Genomic DNA, 16564 nt, shown 5'->3' with positions numbered 1-16564 from the left:
GCGCGAACCCGGTGGCGGTCGTCCCCGCCCCGGACCGGTCGGCGCGGCGTGGGGCCGGCACCGCTGCCGGCGCCGGCCGGACGGCCGGCGTCCCATCGGCCTCCGCCGGGGCCCCGGCGCGGGACTGCTGCAGGTGGGCGGCCAGGCGCAGCACCACGTCCCCGCCCATGCTGCTGCCGACGAAGTCGACCCGCCCCGGCCGCACCCGGTCGAGCAGGGCGTCGAACTTGTCCTGGATGTCGTCGTCGCTGATCCCATTGCCGTAGACCAGGCTGAACACCCGGGTTCCGTCGGCCGACAGCGCGGGCAGCAGGGCCAGGGCGGGTCCGGTTCCGCTCCTGCGGTTCAGACCGCCGGCGACCACGGCGATCGGCCCGCCGGTCGCCGCCGGATCGGCGATCGGACCGACCTCGACAAACTGCGCGCCGCTGCTCGGCCAGAAGAACCGGTCGGCGACCCACTGGTCGACGCGCAGCAGGCCCCACAGCGAGCTGAAGAGCAGGGCGACCAGGACGGGCGGCAGCCACCACGCCCGGCGCCACCCGGCCCGGCGGCGGGCCCGCTCGGACCGCCGGTGGGCGCGCACCGCGGGTGAGTCGTACTCGCCGGCGGGCGGCGGCGGGCAGGCGGGGAGGGGAGAGCCGGGGACCGCCGGGCCGATCGACGTCGGGGGCACGTGCGACACGCCACCTCCCGGACCCTCGGCTTCTTGACCATCTCTTTACCTTTGGTCCAGTGTGCCCGCACAGGAGGTCCCGATCCAGGGGGCGGCGGGGTCGCCCGCTCGGTCGGGCGTGACCACCCCATCGGGTCCGGCACACTGTAGGGCGGCGTCGCACCGCGAGCCGGGGTCGGCGACCGCCGGCGCCGGGCGGGGGACCGGGTCGGAGCCGGCGCCGGGATCGTCAGCAAGGTTGCGTTCGAGAGGAATGGCCCCAGTGCCGGAATTCATCTACACCATGAAGAAGGCCCGCAAGGCCGTGGGCGACAAGGTCATCCTCGATGACGTCACGATGTCGTTCTACCCGGGCGCGAAGATCGGCGTGGTCGGCCCGAACGGCGCCGGCAAGTCCACGATCCTGCGCATCATGGCCGGGCTGGACACCCCCAGCAACGGCGAGGCGTTCCTCACCCCGGGCTTTTCCGTCGGCATGCTGCAGCAGGAGCCGCCGCTGGACGAGTCCAAGACGGTGCTGGAGAACATCCAATCGGCGTTCGGCGAACTGAACGTCAAGATCGCGCGGTACAACGAGATCGCCGAGCTGATGGCGACCGACTACTCCGACGAGCTCATCGAGGAGATGGGCACCCTGGGGGAGGAGATCGACCACGCCGGCGGCTGGGACCTGGACGCCAAGCTCGAGCAGGCGATGGACGCGCTGCGCTGCCCGCCCGGCGATTCCGCCGTCGACTACCTCTCCGGCGGTGAGCGCCGCCGCGTCGCGCTGTGCAAGCTGCTGCTGCAGGCGCCCGACCTGCTGCTGCTCGACGAGCCCACCAACCACCTGGACGCCGAGTCGGTGCTGTGGCTGGAGCAGTTCCTCTCCTCCTACGAGGGGGCGGTGCTGGCCGTCACCCACGACCGGTACTTCCTGGACCACGTCGCGCAGTGGATCGCCGAGGTGGACCGCGGCCGGCTGATCCCGTACGAGGGCAACTACTCCACCTACCTGGAGAAGAAGGGCGAGCGGCTGCAGGTCGAGGGCCGCAAGGACGCCAAGCTGGCCAAGCGGCTCAAGGAGGAGCTGGCCTGGGTCCGCTCCGGCGCGAAGGCCCGGCAGGCCAAGTCCCGGGCCCGGTTGCAGCGCTACGAGGAGATGGCCGCCGAGGCCGAGCGCACCCGCAAGCTGGACTTCGAGGAGATCCAGATCCCGCCGGGGCCGCGGCTGGGTTCGATCGTGGTCGAGGTCGGCAACCTGCGGAAGGGCTTCGACGACCGGGTGCTGATCGACGGCCTGTCCTTCACCCTGCCCCGCAACGGCATCGTCGGCGTCATCGGTCCGAACGGGGTCGGCAAGACCACCCTGTTCAAGACGATCGTCGGGCTGGAGGAGCCGGACGCGGGCACCGTCAAGGTCGGTGAGACGGTCAAGCTGTCCTACGTCGACCAGAGCCGCGGTGGGCTGGACCCGAAGAAGAACGTCTGGGAGGTCGTCTCCGACGGGCTGGACTACATCAAGGTCGGCAACGTCGAGATGCCGTCCCGGGCGTACGTGTCGGCGTTCGGGTTCAAGGGTCCGGACCAGCAGAAGCCGTCCGGGGTGCTCTCGGGTGGTGAGCGGAACCGGCTCAACCTGGCCTTGACCCTCAAGGTCGGCGGAAACGTGCTGCTGCTCGACGAGCCCACCAACGACCTGGACGTGGAGACCCTGGGCTCGCTGGAGAACGCGCTCGAGCAGTTCCCCGGGTGCGCCGTGGTCATCTCCCACGACCGGTGGTTCCTGGACCGGACCTGCACGCACATCCTGGCCTGGGAGGGCACCGACGACGACCCGGCCCAGTGGTACTTCTTCGAGGGCAACTTCTCCGACTACGAGAAGAACAAGGTCTCGCGGCTGGGTGCCGACGCGGCCCGGCCGCACCGGGTCACCCACCGCAAGCTCACCCGCGACTGACCCCGCACACGCCGACGGCGCCCCCGGATCGATCCGGGGGCGCCGTCGGCGTGATGCGTGGTCGGGATCAGCTGGCGAACACACAGCTGGGCTTGGTGCAGCGCCAGCCCCGCTCGGTCGGTTCGGTGAACGAGCCGCACGTGGGGCAGGCGATCGGGGCGCCGATCTTGAGCAGGGCGGTGGCGTGCGCGGAATCGTTGGAGCCCACCACGCGGGGCTGGGGTCGGTCATGGGTGTCGGTCATCGGTCGTCTCCGATCGGTCGTCGTTCGCCGGGCGGTAGTAGACGCATCGTGACGACGGGAGTTCGCCGAGGTGAGTGATGTCATGCCGTATTCCCATGCACGATCGACGGAGCGTGACCGTTCCGGCCGACCCGGGTCACCCCCCGAGCCGTTGGACCGGCTGGCCGGGCTCGGACCCTTCTTCGCCGTCGAGCGGCACGACCGGTCGGACTCGCCGTCCGGCCCGTGGCGGCCCCTGGATCAGCTGGTCCGGCCGGGCGTCGCCCTGGACGCCCGGGTGCGGCGGGTGCGGGCGGCCCTGGCGGCCCGCGGCGGGCGACCGGCGGACCGGATCGAGCTGCGGGTCGCGGTGTCCGTTGCCCATCTCGGGCTGGTCGCCCGGCTGATCGCGCCCGCCGTCGGCGCCACCGCCCTGGGCGTGTCCCTGGCCGGCGACGCCGGGAGCCTGTGGTGGCAGGACGAGCTGGGCGGCCCCGCTCCGCTGTCGGTCGCCGCCGTCCCCGGCGACGTTGCCGACCCGGCGTCGATGTCCGCGACTGCGACGCCGGAGGCGCCGACCCGGGTGGCGCCGGGCGGGTCGGCGGCCGGCGCCGGTCCCGACCCGCTGGCCGGATCCGCCATCGAGGCCATCACCTGCGCCTGCCTGCTCGGCTACTCGGTGAGCCCGCGGGTGCTCTGGGGCAACGTGGCCTCGGCGGCGGTCAGCGCGGCCGGTCTGGTCGGCACCGCGCGGCCCGAGCTGGCCGGCGCGGCGCGGGCGGCTGCCGACGCGATGCTGGCCGACCGGCGGGTGGAGGCGGGTGCCCTGCGGGCCGGCCCGGAGTTCCGCCGGCGCAGCTGCTGCCTGATCTACCGGCTGGCCGGATCCACCGCCGCGGTGTGCGGGGACTGCGTGATCACCGCCTGACCATCCCGCCCCGGCCCGGCGACGGCCACCCGCGGCGCGGCCGGTGGTCATCGGTGGTCCTGCTGGATACGGGAAGATTGACATGCACGTATATGCATGCCAGCATAGAAGAGTGGCGACCGGGCATGGGGTCACCGGCGCGACCGGGGTCAGCGTCCAGGACGCGGAACGGGTGGCCCGGGTGATGTCCGCGCTGGCGACGGCCAGCCGGGTGCGCATCCTGGCCCGGTTGCGGCAGGAGCCGTGTTCGGTCGGCGATCTGGCCGACGCGCTGGACATGGCGCAGCCGGCGGTGTCGCAGCAGCTCAAGGTCCTGCGGGACCTCGAACTGATCAGCGGCACCCGCAGCGGGCGGCACACGGTGTACGCCGTCCACGACACCCACGTGGCCCTGCTGCTGGAGGAGGCGCTGCGGCACATCGACCACCTGCAGCCGCCCGGCGCCTCGCGGGCGGGGGCACGGCCAGGCGATCGTCACGACCATCAACCGGACCACTCCGAGGAGCACACGCCATGAGCATTCACCCCGACGTCCACGCCCACGAGCACACGCACGGCGACACCAGCCACAGCCACGTGCACGACGCGCACGATCACGAGCACGTCGAGCACGAGCATCAGCACAGCCACGACGGCACGACACACACCCACGCGCACGCCCATGAGTCGTCGCTGACCGACCGGCACGAGCACGCCCACGCCTGACCGGGCGACGAACGGTCGCCGGCGGGTCGGTGATCGTCGTGCCGGCACGGCTCAGGCCAGATCGGCGATGTCGTGCGTGTCGTCCGCCCAGTGCCGCAGCAGGGTCCGGTCATGGGACACCGCCAGCACGCCCGTCCCGGCTGCGGCCAGCTCCCGCACCAGGTGGGCGATCGTCGCGGTGGTGGACGGGTCCAGCATGGCGGTCGCCTCGTCGCAGATCAGGTAGCGCGGGCCGAGCGCGACCGCACGGGCCAGGCAGGCTCGCTGCAGCTGCCCGTCGGACACCTGGTGCGGGAACCGGGCGAGCAGATCCTCGGTCAGCCGGAACCGGGCGGCCAGGTCGGCGACATCCGGGCGCCGACCGGCTCGCCGGCCGTCGCGCAGCGGTTCGCCGATGATCTGCCGCAGGGTCCACCGCGGATCGGTGGCTGCGCGGGGGGACTGGAACACCAGGCCGACCCGACGCCGCAAGGCCGCGGGCGCCCGGTACCCGGTTCCGGGCACCGCTTCGCCGTCGATGGTGACGGTGCCGCCGGTGCGCGGGTGGAGCAGGGCGAGCACCTTGGCCAGGGTCGACGTCCCGCTGCCCGATGGGCCGTGCAGGCCGGTGATCCGGCCCGGTTCGACGGTCAGGTCGACCCCGGTGAGCACGGTGCGCTCGCCGTACCCGGCGACCACCCCTGCGGCGCGCAGCGTCATGACGCCCCCTGGATCTGAGCGGCGGGCGCGCCGGCCCCGGGAGGTCCGCAGCTGACCCGTCGGAGCGGTCCGGCCGGCTGCAGGGTCAGCACGCCGCTGCACGCGCCGCCGGCCCGGCGATGCCACGCGCAGCCCGGCGGCAGGTCGGTCAACGGCGGCGGATCGCCCGGAACCGGCCGGAAAGCACGGTCGGGCAGCGCATCCCACAACGCCCGTGAGTAGTCGTGCAGCGGGTCGGCCAGCACGTCGGCGGCGGGCCCAACCTCGACCAGCCGCGAGGTGATCATGACGGCGATCCGGTCGGCGGCGGCTGCGGCGGCCGCGATGTCGTGGGTGATCAGCAGCACCGCGCGGCCGGCCCGGGCCTGGTCGGCCAGTAAGCGCACGACCCGTTGGGAGTTGGCCGGATCCAGGCCGGCCGTCGGCTCGTCGCACAGCAGGACGTCGGGCTCGCCGGCCAGGGCCAGCGCCACCGACACCCGGTGCGCCATTCCGCCGGAGAGCTGATGCGGGTACAGGTCGCGGACCCGGTCCGGGACCAACCCGACCTCGGCCAGCAGCTGCGCGGTCGGGACGGTGCCGCCGAGCGTGCTCACGGCCTCGTCGAGCAGGGCGCCGACCGTCCGCGTCGGGGTGAGTGAGGTCGCCGCCGACTGCGGCATCAGGCCGATCCGCCGGCCCCGCACCCGCGAGGCCAGCTCGGCGTCGGTCAACGACAGCAGGTCGACCGGTGGGCCGTCGGGTCCGGCGAGCTCGACCCGGCCGCGGACCCGGGCGGTCGGCGGGAGGAGGCCGATCAAGGCCGCCGCCAGCACCGACTTGCCGCAGCCGGACTCGCCGGCCAGCAGCGTGACGGCGCCCGCCGGCAGGTCCAGGTCCAGATCGGTCACGGCATGCACCCAGTGGCCGCCGGACAGCCCGAGCTGCACCGACAGGCCCCGGATCGCCACTCCGGCCGCCGGGTCCGGAATCGGCCTCTTGACCGGCGGCGGCGGGACCGGCGCCGTCATCGGACCCCGCCGATGCCCAGCTCGGTACGCCGGCGCGGCAGCATCCGGTCCCGGGCCACCGCGGACAGCCCGGCGGTCGCCGCGGTGGCCACGATCAGGGCCAGAGCCGGGAACAGCAGCAGCCACCACTGGCCGATCAGGATCCGGGTGCGCGCATCCTCCAGCAGGGTGCCCAGGCTGGGCCGGTCCGGGGGCAGCCCGACCCCGAGGAACGACAGGGCCGATTCGTGCCACACCGCGTGCGGCAGCAGCAGCGCGATGGCCAGCACCGCCTGGGGCGCGACCGCCGGCAGCAGGTGATCGGCCATTACCCGCCACCGGGTGCCACCGAGGGAGACCGCGGCCAGCACGTAGTCGCGGGTCCGGACGGTCAACGCCTCGGACCGCACGATGCGGGCCACCTGGGTCCAGTGGGTCAGCGCGATCGAGGCGATCACGGCGACGATCGCGCCCTTCCACATCGACGCGATCACGATCCCCAGCAGCAGGTGCGGGATCGCATTGAGGGCGTCGACCGCGCGCATCAGCACCCGGTCGACCCACCCGCCGAACGCCGCTGCGGCCAACCCGATCAGGCAGCCGAGCACGGTCGCCACGACCGCGCACAGGATCGCGATGAGCAACGAGACGCGCATGCCCTGGGCCACCCGGACCAGCAGGTCCCGCCCCGACTGGTCGGTGCCGAACCAGTGTGCCGCCGACGGCCCCTGATTGGCCGCGGCCAGGTCGGTCACCCGGGGGTCGACGTCGGCGATCCACGGCACGATCAGCGCGAACGCGAGCAGGGCCAGCAGGGTTCCCGCGCAGACCGGCAGCACCCAGCTGCGGCGACCGCCGGGAATACGGGCCGGCCGCCACGTGACCGCGGCTCGCCAACGGGGCGGCGGCACCCCGCGGGCCGCCGCCCCCGGTTTCACCCCGACCGGGGGCCGGTCGGGGGTCGCGACGCCGCGGGTCCTGCCGGTCGCGCGGCCGGTCGTGGTGTCACTGCTCATCGGCGCTCACCCGCGGATCGGCCAGGGTGTAGGCGATGTCGGCGAGCATGTTGCCGATCAGCACCAGCAGGGTGGTCAGGGTGGTGAGTGCGGCGAGCAACGCGAAATCCATCGTCCGGGCCGATGACACGGTGGCCGCGGCGATCCCCGGCCAGGAGAACACCACCTCGATCAGCGTGGCGCCGACGACCAGCTCGGGCAGCCGGACGCCGACCACCGACAGGAACGGCAGCAGCGCGCCTGGTAGCGCGTGCCGGCGGATGATCGCCCGGTGCGGCAGCCCGCGGGCGCGGGCGGTCTGCACGTGATCGGCGGACAGTGCGGCCAGCATCGACTGGCGGACGTTGAGCAGCAGCCACGGCACCTGGGAGATGGCCAGCACCGATGCCGGCAGGACCAGGTGCCAAGCCACCTGGCCGACCGAGACGGCCGCGGTGGCATCGGTCGCGCCCGCGGCCGGCAATACCGGCCAGGTCAGCGCGAACACCAGGATCGCACCCAGCCCGAGCACGAACGTCGGAATGCCCTGTAGGACGTAGGCCAGCGGGACCAGGGTCCGGTCGACCAACCCGCCGGGCCGGGCGGCCGAGCGCACCCCGGCCCCGATGGCGATGGCCACCGCGAGCACCAGGGCGGTGCCGGCCAACAGCAGCGTCCACGGCAGCCGTTGACCGATCACGGTCGCGACCGGCTGGCCGTAGGAGCGCGACGAGCCCAGGTCGCCCTGCAGGCCGGCGGTGAACCAGTCCCACCACCAGTAGATCCACGGCCGGTTGAGGCCGAGCTGCTCGCGCAGCACCGCGGCCTGCTCGACGCCGACGGTCAGGTAGCGGTCACCCAGGTACCCGGCCAGCGGGTCGAACGGCGAGACCGCGGCCAGCGCGAACACGCCCATCGACACCAGGACGGTGATCGGCACGGCGATCAGCAGGCGACGCACCGCCAGCCGGCCGGCGGCCGCCCATCGTCCCCGCCGGCCGATCGGTGAGGCTTCCAGCGCCTCGTGGTCGGCGGCGATCACCCTGCGGGTCACGCGCGGTCCGGTGCTCACGCCGGGGACCAGTCGGTGATGTTCCACCAGGGACCCCAGGACAGGACGCCGTGCGCGTGCGGCTCCAGGATCGGCGTCGTGCCGGTCCACCCGGTGTCATTGCGCACGACGTAGACGTGGTCGATGAAGGCCAGCACGACGAACGCCGGGTCGGCCACGTACGCCTGCTGCAGCTGCCGGTACAGCTGCGCCCGGGCCGCGGGGTCCAGGGTGCTGCGGCCCTGAGCCAGCAGCGCATCGACGGTGGGATCGACGTACTGGCCGGGGTTGTCGTAGGACCCGGCCTGTCCGGCGAAGCTCGAGGAGAGCATCCGGTACAGGTTGCTGTCCGGGTCGTACGGGGTGTCGCCGCCGCCCCAGATCACCGCGTCGGTACCTAGCCGGGGCTGGATGTCGTCCCACGAGCCCAGGCCGACGAGCCGAACGGAGATGCCGACCCCGAGTGCGTCCCCGGTGAACGCGGTGGCCAGGTCCCGGCGCAGGGTTTCCGGTGCGTAGTACATCAGCGTGAACTCGGCCCGCTGCCCGTCCTTGACCCGGATGCCGTCCGGGCCGGGGACCCAGCCGGCCTGGTCGAGAATCGAGCGGGCGGCGTCCGGGTCGTCGGCGAACTCCGCCGCCGGGTCGTAGTAGGTGCGGAAGACGGGGGAGAAGGGCGTGCTGGCGGCGATCCCATGCCCGGCCAGCACGGTCTGCACGATGGCAGTGCGGTCGACGGCCCGATTCAGCGCCTGCCGCACCGCCGGATCGCCGGCGACCGGGTCCTTGGCGGGCAGCACCACCGATCGCCAGTCCGCGGACGGGTTCGAGACCACCGTGAAGCCGGCCGATTCGGGGAAGCCGGCGGCCAGCTGGGGCGGGATGACCGTGCCGTCGAAGTCGCCGGCCAGCATCCGCTGCACCCTGGTGTTGTCGTCGGTGACGTTGACGATGGTGATCTCGCGGACCGGCACCGGGCCGCCCCAGTAGCCGTCGAACGCCTGCAGCACCGTGCGGTCCGGCCCGGTGAAGACCAGCCGGTAGGGCCCGGTGCCGATCGGGGTGGTGTTCAGCGGCGACTGCTCGACCGGGACGACCGGCTGCAGGGCGGACGCGGGCGCGATGCCCATCAGCAGCTTGGACGCAAAGGCCGCATACGGTTCCTTGAGTTCGAACACAACCGTCTTGTCGTCGGTGGCCTCGACCGTGTCGAGCATGTCGTACATCGACGCGACCGGCGCCGCGGCGACCGGATCGATCGCCGTGGTGTAGGTCGCGGCCACGTCGGCCGCGGTGAGCGGCGACCCGTCGTGGAACGTGACGCCGTCCCGCAGGGTGACCGTCCACCGGGTGGCGTCGGCGTTGGCCTGGGGCAGCGCCGTGGCCAGGTTGGGCACGAGCGTCGGCTCGCCGCCGTCGGCCGGGGCCAGCCGCAGCAGCCCGTCATAGACCTTGGACGTGTAGTCCGCGTCGCCGTTGAGCGGGTTCCAGGTCGCGGTGTCGTACCCGTCGGACAGCACGAGCGAGGTCTTGGCCGTCGACCCGCTGCTCGCCCCCGAGGTGCTGGAGGAGATCGCATCCGGGTTGGCGCAGCCGGCGAGCAGCACGGCGGCCGCGAGGACGCCGGCGATCCGGGCCGGCCGGCGGCGGATCGAGAACGGTGGGCGGATCAGGGTGTCCACGGTGCTCCCTCGGTATCGAGGTGGTCCACGATTGGGTAGACGTCGGAGCATATGGGCCGATGATCCATCGCGGAAGGACGGGGCGGGGAGGGGATCTGCGGGGCCGGAGCCTGACCGAACGGCCAGGGTGACCATTAGGGTCGCGTCATGCGCTTGGTCTCGATGCTCCCGTCGGCGACCGAGATCGTCTACGCGTTAGGTCTGGCGGATCAGCTCGTCGGCGTCACCTTCGAGTGCGACGAGCCGGCGACGGCGCGCACCGAGAAGGCGATCGTGGTCGGCGGCCGGGACACCCGCGGCATGAGCCCGGGCGAGATCGACGCCTACGTGCGCGAGCGGACGGCGGCCGGGGAGGACCTGTACACCCTGCACGCCGGCGCGATGGCCGAGCTGGACCCCGATCTGATCCTGACCCAGGACCTGTGCCGGGTCTGCGCGTTGCCCTCCGGCACCGTGCAGGAGGCGCTCGACCATCTGGGGTGCCGTGCCGACGTGCTGTCGCTCGATCCGCACACCCTCGACGACGTGCTGGACACCATCGTCCAGGTCGGCCTGCGGACCGGCACCGCCGACCGGGCGACCCGGCTGGTCGCCGGGCTGCGGGATCGGCTGGCCGCCGTCGCCGCGGCGGTCTCCGGGCGGCCCCGGCCGCGGGTGGCCGTGGTGGAGTGGGTCGACCCGCCGTTCACCGCCGGGCACTGGGTACCCGACCTGGTCGTCGCCGCCGGCGGCCGGGCCGTGTCCGCCCGCCCGGGCCGGCCCAGCGGGCCCACCACCTGGGCCGAGATTGCCGCGGAGGAGCCGGACGTGGTGGTCGTCGCGCCCTGTGGCTACCACCTGGACGGAGCCGCCGAGCAGGCCCGCGCGGTGGCGGACCGGCTGCCGGGGCGGCCGGTCTGGGCGATCGACGGCGACGGTCTCGTGGTGCGGCCGGGGCCCCGGCTGGTCGAGGGGGTGGCGGCCCTGGCGGCCATCCTGCACCCCGGCGCCGTGCCGGCCGCGCCCGGTTCCGTCCGCCGGATCGCCTGACGGGTATCCGTCCCGCCGCGGGAGCGCGGACACGCCGGGCGACACGCCCGACACGCCCGACGCGACATCTACGCCTGGCGTCCGAGCCCCGGCCCCACATGTAGTGTTCCCGTCCGTTGGAGGTTCCGCCGCCGGGTGACCGGGGGTGGAGGCAAGAGGGAACCCGGTGGGAATCCGGGACTGCCCCGCAGCGGTGAGAGGGAACGACAACCGTCAGTCCGCGAGGACGGCACTGGGCCTTCGGGCCTGGGAAGCGACGGTCGGTAGGGGTCCGGGCGAGATGCCGGACGCGCCCTTGAGTCCGAAGACCTGCCTTCGATGCGTGCCCCGTCGGGGTGCGCCGCCGGTGCGTCCCGTGGGAGGGCGGCTGCGGAACCCGCGGTCGCCCCGTCGGCGCCGGCCGGGCACCGCATCAGCGCTCCTGACCCGCGCCGGATCCATCGGCTCGCGAGGAGAGAGCGATGACAGCCACGCTGTCGGTCCTTCCCGACGTCCCCGACGTCACCCCACCGCCAGCCGGCGATGCGCCGGCCGCACTGCGCGTGCAGCGCCGGGACGGCACGGTCGCCGACTTCGACGCCGGCCGGATCGCGGTGGCCATCACCAAGGCGTTCCTGGCCGTCCAGGGCGAGGCGGCGGGCCGGTCCTCCAGCCTGCGGGTCAAGGTGACCGAGCTGACCGACGCCGTCACCGCCACCCTGGCCCGCCGGTCCGGTGGCCTGGGCCGGCCGGTCGACCTGGAGGAGATCCAGGACCAGGTCGAGCTGGCCCTAATGCGCGGGGGTCACCTGGACGTGGCCCGCGCCTACATCCTGTACCGGGAGGAGCACCGCAAGGCCCGCGCCGCGCGGGCAGCGGCGCCTGCTCCGGCGGCCGGCGACATGTCCGTCGTCGGGGCCGACGGCCGTCGGCTCCCGCTCGACTGGACGCGCCTGCGCACGCTGGTCACCGATGCTTGCACTGGCCTGGCCGACGTCGATGTCGAACCCGTGCTGGCCGGCATCGCCGCCACCGTGTACGACGGGATCGGCCACCGGGAGCTGGGTCTCGCGCCGATCCTGGCCGCCCGGGCCCTGGTGGAGACCGAACCGGCCTACTCGACCGTCGCGGCCCGGCTGCTCGGCGACGTGCTGCGGACCGAGGCCCTGTCGCACCTTTCCGGCGCACCCGATGCGGCCACCGCGACCGAGATGAACGACCGGTACCCGGCGTACTTCGCCGCCTACGTCGCGCACGGGGTCGCGCTGGGCCAGTTGGACCCGACGCTGGCCGAGTTCGACATCGAGCGGCTCGGTGCCGCGCTGGAGGGCGCCCGGGACGGCGAATTCACCTTGCTGGGCCTGCAGACCCTGTACGACCGGTACTTCCTGCACGAGCACGGCGTGCGCTACGAGTTGCCGCAGGCCTTCTTCATGCGGGTCGCGATGGGCCTGGCCGTCCGCGAGATCGACCGGGAGGGGCGGGCGATCGAGTTCTACCGGTTGCTGTCCTCGTTCGATTTCATGTGCTCGACCCCGACCCTGTTCAATGCCGGGACCAGCCGGCCGCAGCTCTCGTCCTGCTTCCTCACCACCGTCGACGACGACCTGTCGTCGATCTTCGCCGGCATCCGGGACAACGCGCTGCTGGCCAAGTATTCCGGCGGGCTGGGCAACGATTGGACCCCGATCCGCGGGATCGGCGCGCACATCAAGGGCACCAACGGCTCCTCCAGCGGGGTGGTGCCGTTCCTGAAGATCGCCAACGACACCGCGATCGCGGTCAACCAGGGCGGCAAGCGCAAGGGAGCGGTGTGCGCGTACCTGGAGACCTGGCACGTGGACATCGAGGAGTTCCTCGATCTGCGCAAGAACACCGGCGACGACCGGCGCCGAACCCACGACATGAACACCGCGCACTGGGTTCCCGACGAGTTCCTGCGCCGCGTGCGTTCCGGCGGGACGTGGACGTTGTTCTCCCCGGACGAGGTGCCGGACCTGCACGATGCGTACGGCGCCGACTTCAGCCGCCGGTACGCCGACTACGAGGCGGCCGCCGACCGCGGTGAGATCCGTGTGTTCCGGCGGGTCGAGGCGGTGCAGCTGTGGCGCCGGATGCTCACCGCGCTGTTCGAGACCGGGCATCCGTGGATCACCTTCAAGGACCCGTGCAACCTGCGGTCCCCGCAGCAGCACGCCGGCGTCGTGCACTCCTCCAACCTGTGCACCGAGATCACCCTGAACACCCGCGCCGGGTCGGGTGAGCAGGGGGCCGCCGAGACCGCGGTCTGCAACCTGGGTTCGGTCAACCTCGCCGCCCACGTGACCGGCACCGGGCCGGACGCGGCCCTGGACGTCGACCGGTTGCGCCGTACGGTGACCACCGCGGTGCGGATGCTGGACAACGTCATCGACGTGAACATGTACACGATCCCGTCGGCCCGCCGATCGAACCTGCAGCACCGCCCGGTGGGGTTGGGGCTGATGGGCTTCGCCGACGCCCTGTACCGGCTCGGCCTTCCGTACGCCTCCGACGCGGCCGTCGAGTTCGCCGACATCTCGATGGAACACCTTTCCTACTGGGCGATCTCGGCCTCATCAGCGCTGGCCGGCGAACGCGGCCGGTACCCGTCGTTCGAGGGGTCGCTGTGGAGCCGCGGGATCCTGCCCATCGACTCGGTCGCGATCCTGGCCGCCGACCGGGGCGGCTTCGGGGCGGATCTGGAGCAGGACACCACGGCACGGCTGGACTGGGATGCGCTGCGGCAGCGGGTGACGACCGTCGGCATGCGGAACTCCAACGTGATGGCCATCGCCCCGACTGCCACGATCAGCAACATCGTCGGGGTCAGCCAGTCCATCGAGCCGACGTACCGCAACCTGTTCGTCAAGTCGAACATGTCCGGCGACTTCACCGTCATCAACGCCGCTCTCATCCGCGCCCTGAAGGACCGCGACCTGTGGGACGAGGTGATGGTCGCCGACCTGAAGTACTTCGACGGCGCCCTGGCCCCGATCGACCGGATTCCCGACGAGGTCAAGTCGCTGTTCGCGACCGCGTTCGAGATCGACGGGTCCTGGTTGATCAAGGCCGCGTCCCGGCGGCAGAAGTGGATCGATCAGGCCCAGTCACTGAACCTCTATGTGGCCGCGCCCAACGGCCGCAAGCTCGACGAGCTCTACCAGCTGGCCTGGACCACCGGGTGCAAGACCACCTACTACCTGCGGTCCACCTCGGCCAGCCACGTCGAGAAGTCCACCCTGCGCGGCACCGACGGCAAGCTCAACGCCGTCTCCCCGGCCCAACTGCCCACCACAGAGCTGCCCACCCCGGCCTTGCCTTCCGTGGCGTTGCCGGTTTCGGCGGTCCCGACTCCGTCGGTGCTGCGGCCCGACACCGACTTCATCGCCGACAGCGCCGCCTGCTCGGTCGACAACCCCGATTGCGAGGCCTGCCAGTGACCACCACTCCGACCGCCCCCGCCGGCTCGGCCAGCGGGCTGGGCGACATCGACCGCACCGGCGGCCGCGTCTCGGTGTCCGACAAGTCGATGATCAATGCCCGCGCGGACGTCAACCAGCTGCTGCCGCTGAAGTACACCTGGGCCTGGGAGAAGTATCTGGCCGGCTGAAACAACCACTGGATGCCGACCGAGGTGTCCATGCAGGCCGACATCGCCCTCTGGAAGTCTCGCGACGGGCTCACCGAGGCTGAAAGGTTGATGCTCAAGCGTAATCTCGGCTTCTTCGCGACCGCCGAGTCGCTGGTGGCCAACAACATCGTGCTCGCGGTCTACCGGCAGTTGACCAACCCCGAGTGCCGGCAGTACCTGCTGCGGCAGGCGTTCGAGGAGGCCGTGCACACCCACACCTTCCAGTACATCTGCACCTCGCTGGGTCTGGACCAGGGCGAGCTGTTCAACATGTACCGGGAGGTCCCCTCGATCACCGAGAAGGACGCCTGGGCCCTGCAGTACACCCAGTCGCTGGAGGACCCCGAGTTCTCCACCGGCACCCCGGAGACCGATCAGGCGTTCCTGCGGGATCTCGTCGCCTTCTACGTGATCTTTGAAGGCATGTGGTTCTACACCGGTTTCGCGCAGATCCTCTCGCTGGGCCGGCGCAACAAGATGGTCGGCATCGCCGAGCAGTACCAGTACATCCTGCGCGACGAGTCGATCCATCTGAACTTCGGCATCGACGTCATCAACCAGATCAAGATCGAGAACCCGCACCTGTGGTCGGCGGACTTCCAGGCGGAGGTGCGCGGGATGCTGGCCAAGGCCTGCGACCTCGAGATCGCCTACGGCCGCGACACCATGCCCACCGGCATGCTCGGGCTGACCGCGGCCCAGTGCGAGCAGTACATGCGGTTCATCACCAACCGCCGGTGTGCCCAGATCGGGCTCACCCCGCTGCACCCGCCGACCGACAACCCGTTCCCGTGGATGAGCGAGATGATGGACCTGAAGAAGGAGAAGAACTTCTTCGAGACCCGGGTCATCGAGTACCAGACCGGCGGGGGACTGGCCTGGGACTGACGATGGTGCCGGGGCGACGACACCGTCGCCCCCGGCACCACCCGGCGGGCGATCGGCGGTCAGCCGTCACGGGCCCGCCGTCGCGCCGGATGCCAGCGGATCGGGGCGGCGGGATGGCGAGGTGCCCTGAACGGGCTGCTCTCCGTCACTGCGGGTGCGATAGTGGTGGGGTTGGTTGCCCTATTGGTGTTGGTGGGGCCGTACGGCCACCGGTCAGGGGGACGGGTGTACGACGACGACGATGATGAGCAGCCCACGTCGAGCGAGTACCAGAGTGAGCGGGAGTCACCGTGGGAGGCGCGACGGCGGTGGGAGCAGTCCCAGCGCGACCAGGCGAACCAGGAGGCGACGTCCCGGTTCGCCTGGCGGATGGTGTTCTGGGTCCTGCCGTTGTTGTGCTTCATGGCCGGGGCGTACTTCCTCGTGGGCACGGGAATGTCGCAGCTGTCGTCGATACGCGGCCACCTATCCAGCGTCTATCCGGACGACTGGCTGTTCTCCCTCGAGAATGACGATGGGGCCGTCGCGGTCAACTATCTGGTGACGATCGGGGTCACGACCGTCCTGCTGGTCGGGGCCGCCGTCGCCGCCAGGTATTTCTACCTGCGGTCCTTCGCCCTGACCTTCTGGGCGCGGCCGGGCGCCTTCTTCATCAGCGCGGTCGGCGTCGCCGTCCTCCTGGCCGGGTCCGTCCTGCTGCTGGGGGCGGCGCAGATCGCCAACCGCACCTTCCCCGACCAGCCCGGCCGGTTCATCATCACCGCGCAGGGGCAGGAGTGGTGGCCCTGGTTCGTCGTCGGGTTGGGCATCGTCCTGGTGGCCTGGCGATCGTCGGGCCGCTCGGTGGGCCGGCATCGGCGGGCCGCGGTGCGACGCGGCGATGCGGAGTACATCCAGTAGCGGGGTCATCGAGTAGCGGAGTGTGTCCGTCGCGCGGTGTGTCCGTCGCGCGGGGACGTCCGACCGCGTCCGGGGTTGCCCGCGGACGAGAAGTCTCACCCGGACCTGCGCAGACCTAGGTCGCGGCGCGAACGAGGGCATAGGCTCGACGGGCAGATGGACGCAGCGGAGCGCCCCGGCCGGGTGCGCACGTGTGTCCGGAATACTGGGAGAGCACAGCCATGATTCG

13 protein-coding genes, 2 pseudogenes and 1 riboswitch are annotated in these 16564 nt (G+C 72.0%); of the genes and pseudogenes, 8 read left to right on the top strand and 7 right to left on the bottom strand.

Going from position 1 to position 16564, the window contains the following annotated elements; genetic code table 11:
* Positions 1-685, bottom strand: a pseudogene (locus ACOJUF_RS01095) (hypothetical protein); the annotation flags it as partial.
* 253 nt (positions 686-938) lie between these two features.
* Between ACOJUF_RS01095 and ettA the strand changes: the two are divergent.
* Positions 939-2615 carry an energy-dependent translational throttle protein EttA gene (ettA, locus tag ACOJUF_RS01090; RefSeq protein ID WP_420120018.1) on the top strand — a complete coding sequence of 559 codons (1677 nt, stop codon included), beginning with the start codon at positions 939-941 and terminating at the stop codon, positions 2613-2615.
* Between the two features lie 67 nt (positions 2616-2682).
* Here the strand turns inward: ettA and ACOJUF_RS01085 are convergent, their stop codons facing one another.
* Complete coding sequence (locus ACOJUF_RS01085; protein ID WP_420120017.1) at positions 2683-2859, bottom strand: hypothetical protein; 177 nt, start codon at positions 2857-2859, stop codon at positions 2683-2685.
* 82 nt (positions 2860-2941) lie between these two features.
* On the opposite strand from ACOJUF_RS01085, the gene ACOJUF_RS01080 reads away from it, so the two are divergent.
* The 3 genes from ACOJUF_RS01080 to ACOJUF_RS01070 all read left to right on the top strand — a co-directional run bounded on the left by ACOJUF_RS01080 (position 2942) and on the right by ACOJUF_RS01070 (position 4471).
* Positions 2942-3766: a (2Fe-2S)-binding protein gene (locus tag ACOJUF_RS01080; protein ID WP_420120016.1), complete on the top strand. Its 825-nt coding sequence runs from the start codon at positions 2942-2944 to the stop codon at positions 3764-3766.
* 112 nt (positions 3767-3878) lie between these two features.
* On the top strand, positions 3879-4283 hold the full coding sequence (locus ACOJUF_RS01075; RefSeq protein WP_420120015.1) for an ArsR/SmtB family transcription factor: 405 nt from the start codon (positions 3879-3881) through the stop codon (positions 4281-4283).
* A complete protein-coding gene (locus ACOJUF_RS01070; protein WP_420120014.1) occupies positions 4280-4471 on the top strand; it encodes a zinc transporter Slc39a7 in 192 nt (63 codons plus the stop codon). The genes ACOJUF_RS01075 and ACOJUF_RS01070 overlap by 4 nt, the downstream gene beginning before the upstream one ends.
* Before the next feature lie 51 nt (positions 4472-4522).
* Here the strand turns inward: ACOJUF_RS01070 and ACOJUF_RS01065 are convergent, their stop codons facing one another.
* From ACOJUF_RS01065 to ACOJUF_RS01045, 5 genes are read right to left on the bottom strand one after another with little or no spacing between them, the layout of a single operon-like run.
* Positions 4523-5170 (bottom strand): ABC transporter ATP-binding protein, encoded by a 648-nt coding sequence (locus tag ACOJUF_RS01065; protein WP_420120013.1) that lies wholly within the window; start codon positions 5168-5170, stop codon positions 4523-4525.
* Entirely contained in the window at positions 5167-6120 is a 954-nt protein-coding gene (locus ACOJUF_RS01060) for an ATP-binding cassette domain-containing protein (protein ID WP_420120012.1), read from the bottom strand. Before ACOJUF_RS01060 ends, ACOJUF_RS01065 begins: the two co-directional genes overlap by 4 nt.
* A gap of 56 nt (positions 6121-6176) precedes the next feature.
* A complete protein-coding gene (locus tag ACOJUF_RS01055; RefSeq protein WP_420120011.1) occupies positions 6177-7175 on the bottom strand; it encodes an ABC transporter permease in 999 nt (332 codons plus the stop codon).
* Complete coding sequence (locus tag ACOJUF_RS01050; RefSeq protein WP_420120010.1) at positions 7165-8208, bottom strand: ABC transporter permease; 1044 nt, start codon at positions 8206-8208, stop codon at positions 7165-7167. The genes ACOJUF_RS01055 and ACOJUF_RS01050 overlap by 11 nt, the downstream gene beginning before the upstream one ends.
* A 14-nt stretch (positions 8209-8222) precedes the next feature.
* Positions 8223-9887, bottom strand: a complete 1665-nt coding sequence (locus ACOJUF_RS01045) for an ABC transporter substrate-binding protein (RefSeq protein ID WP_420120009.1) — start codon at positions 9885-9887, stop codon at positions 8223-8225.
* A gap of 147 nt (positions 9888-10034) precedes the next feature.
* Here ACOJUF_RS01045 and ACOJUF_RS01040 point away from each other — a divergent pair, with 147 nt between their 5' ends.
* The 4 genes and pseudogenes from ACOJUF_RS01040 to ACOJUF_RS01025 all read left to right on the top strand — a co-directional run bounded on the left by ACOJUF_RS01040 (position 10035) and on the right by ACOJUF_RS01025 (position 16335).
* The gene (locus tag ACOJUF_RS01040) at positions 10035-10916 is read left to right on the top strand and encodes an ABC transporter substrate-binding protein (RefSeq protein ID WP_420120008.1); all 882 of its coding nucleotides are present in this window, start codon (positions 10035-10037) and stop codon (positions 10914-10916) included.
* A 103-nt stretch (positions 10917-11019) separates the two neighbouring features.
* Positions 11020-11248, top strand: a riboswitch (cobalamin riboswitch).
* Positions 11249-11377: 129 nt separating this feature from the next.
* Entirely contained in the window at positions 11378-14356 is a 2979-nt protein-coding gene (locus ACOJUF_RS01035; protein WP_420120007.1) for a ribonucleoside-diphosphate reductase subunit alpha, read from the top strand.
* A pseudogene (locus ACOJUF_RS01030) lies at positions 14353-15435 on the top strand (ribonucleotide-diphosphate reductase subunit beta). Before ACOJUF_RS01035 ends, ACOJUF_RS01030 begins: the two are co-directional and overlap by 4 nt.
* A gap of 225 nt (positions 15436-15660) precedes the next feature.
* Complete coding sequence (locus ACOJUF_RS01025; RefSeq protein ID WP_420120006.1) at positions 15661-16335, top strand: hypothetical protein; 675 nt, start codon at positions 15661-15663, stop codon at positions 16333-16335.
* The last annotated feature ends 229 nt before the right edge of the window (positions 16336-16564 follow it).

This window comes from Nakamurella sp., from assembly GCF_048594475.1.
Classification (GTDB): Bacteria; Actinomycetota; Actinomycetes; order Mycobacteriales; family Nakamurellaceae; genus Nakamurella.
Note: the sequence above shows the minus strand (reverse complement) of the source record. Positions and strands in the feature narration are given on the sequence as shown.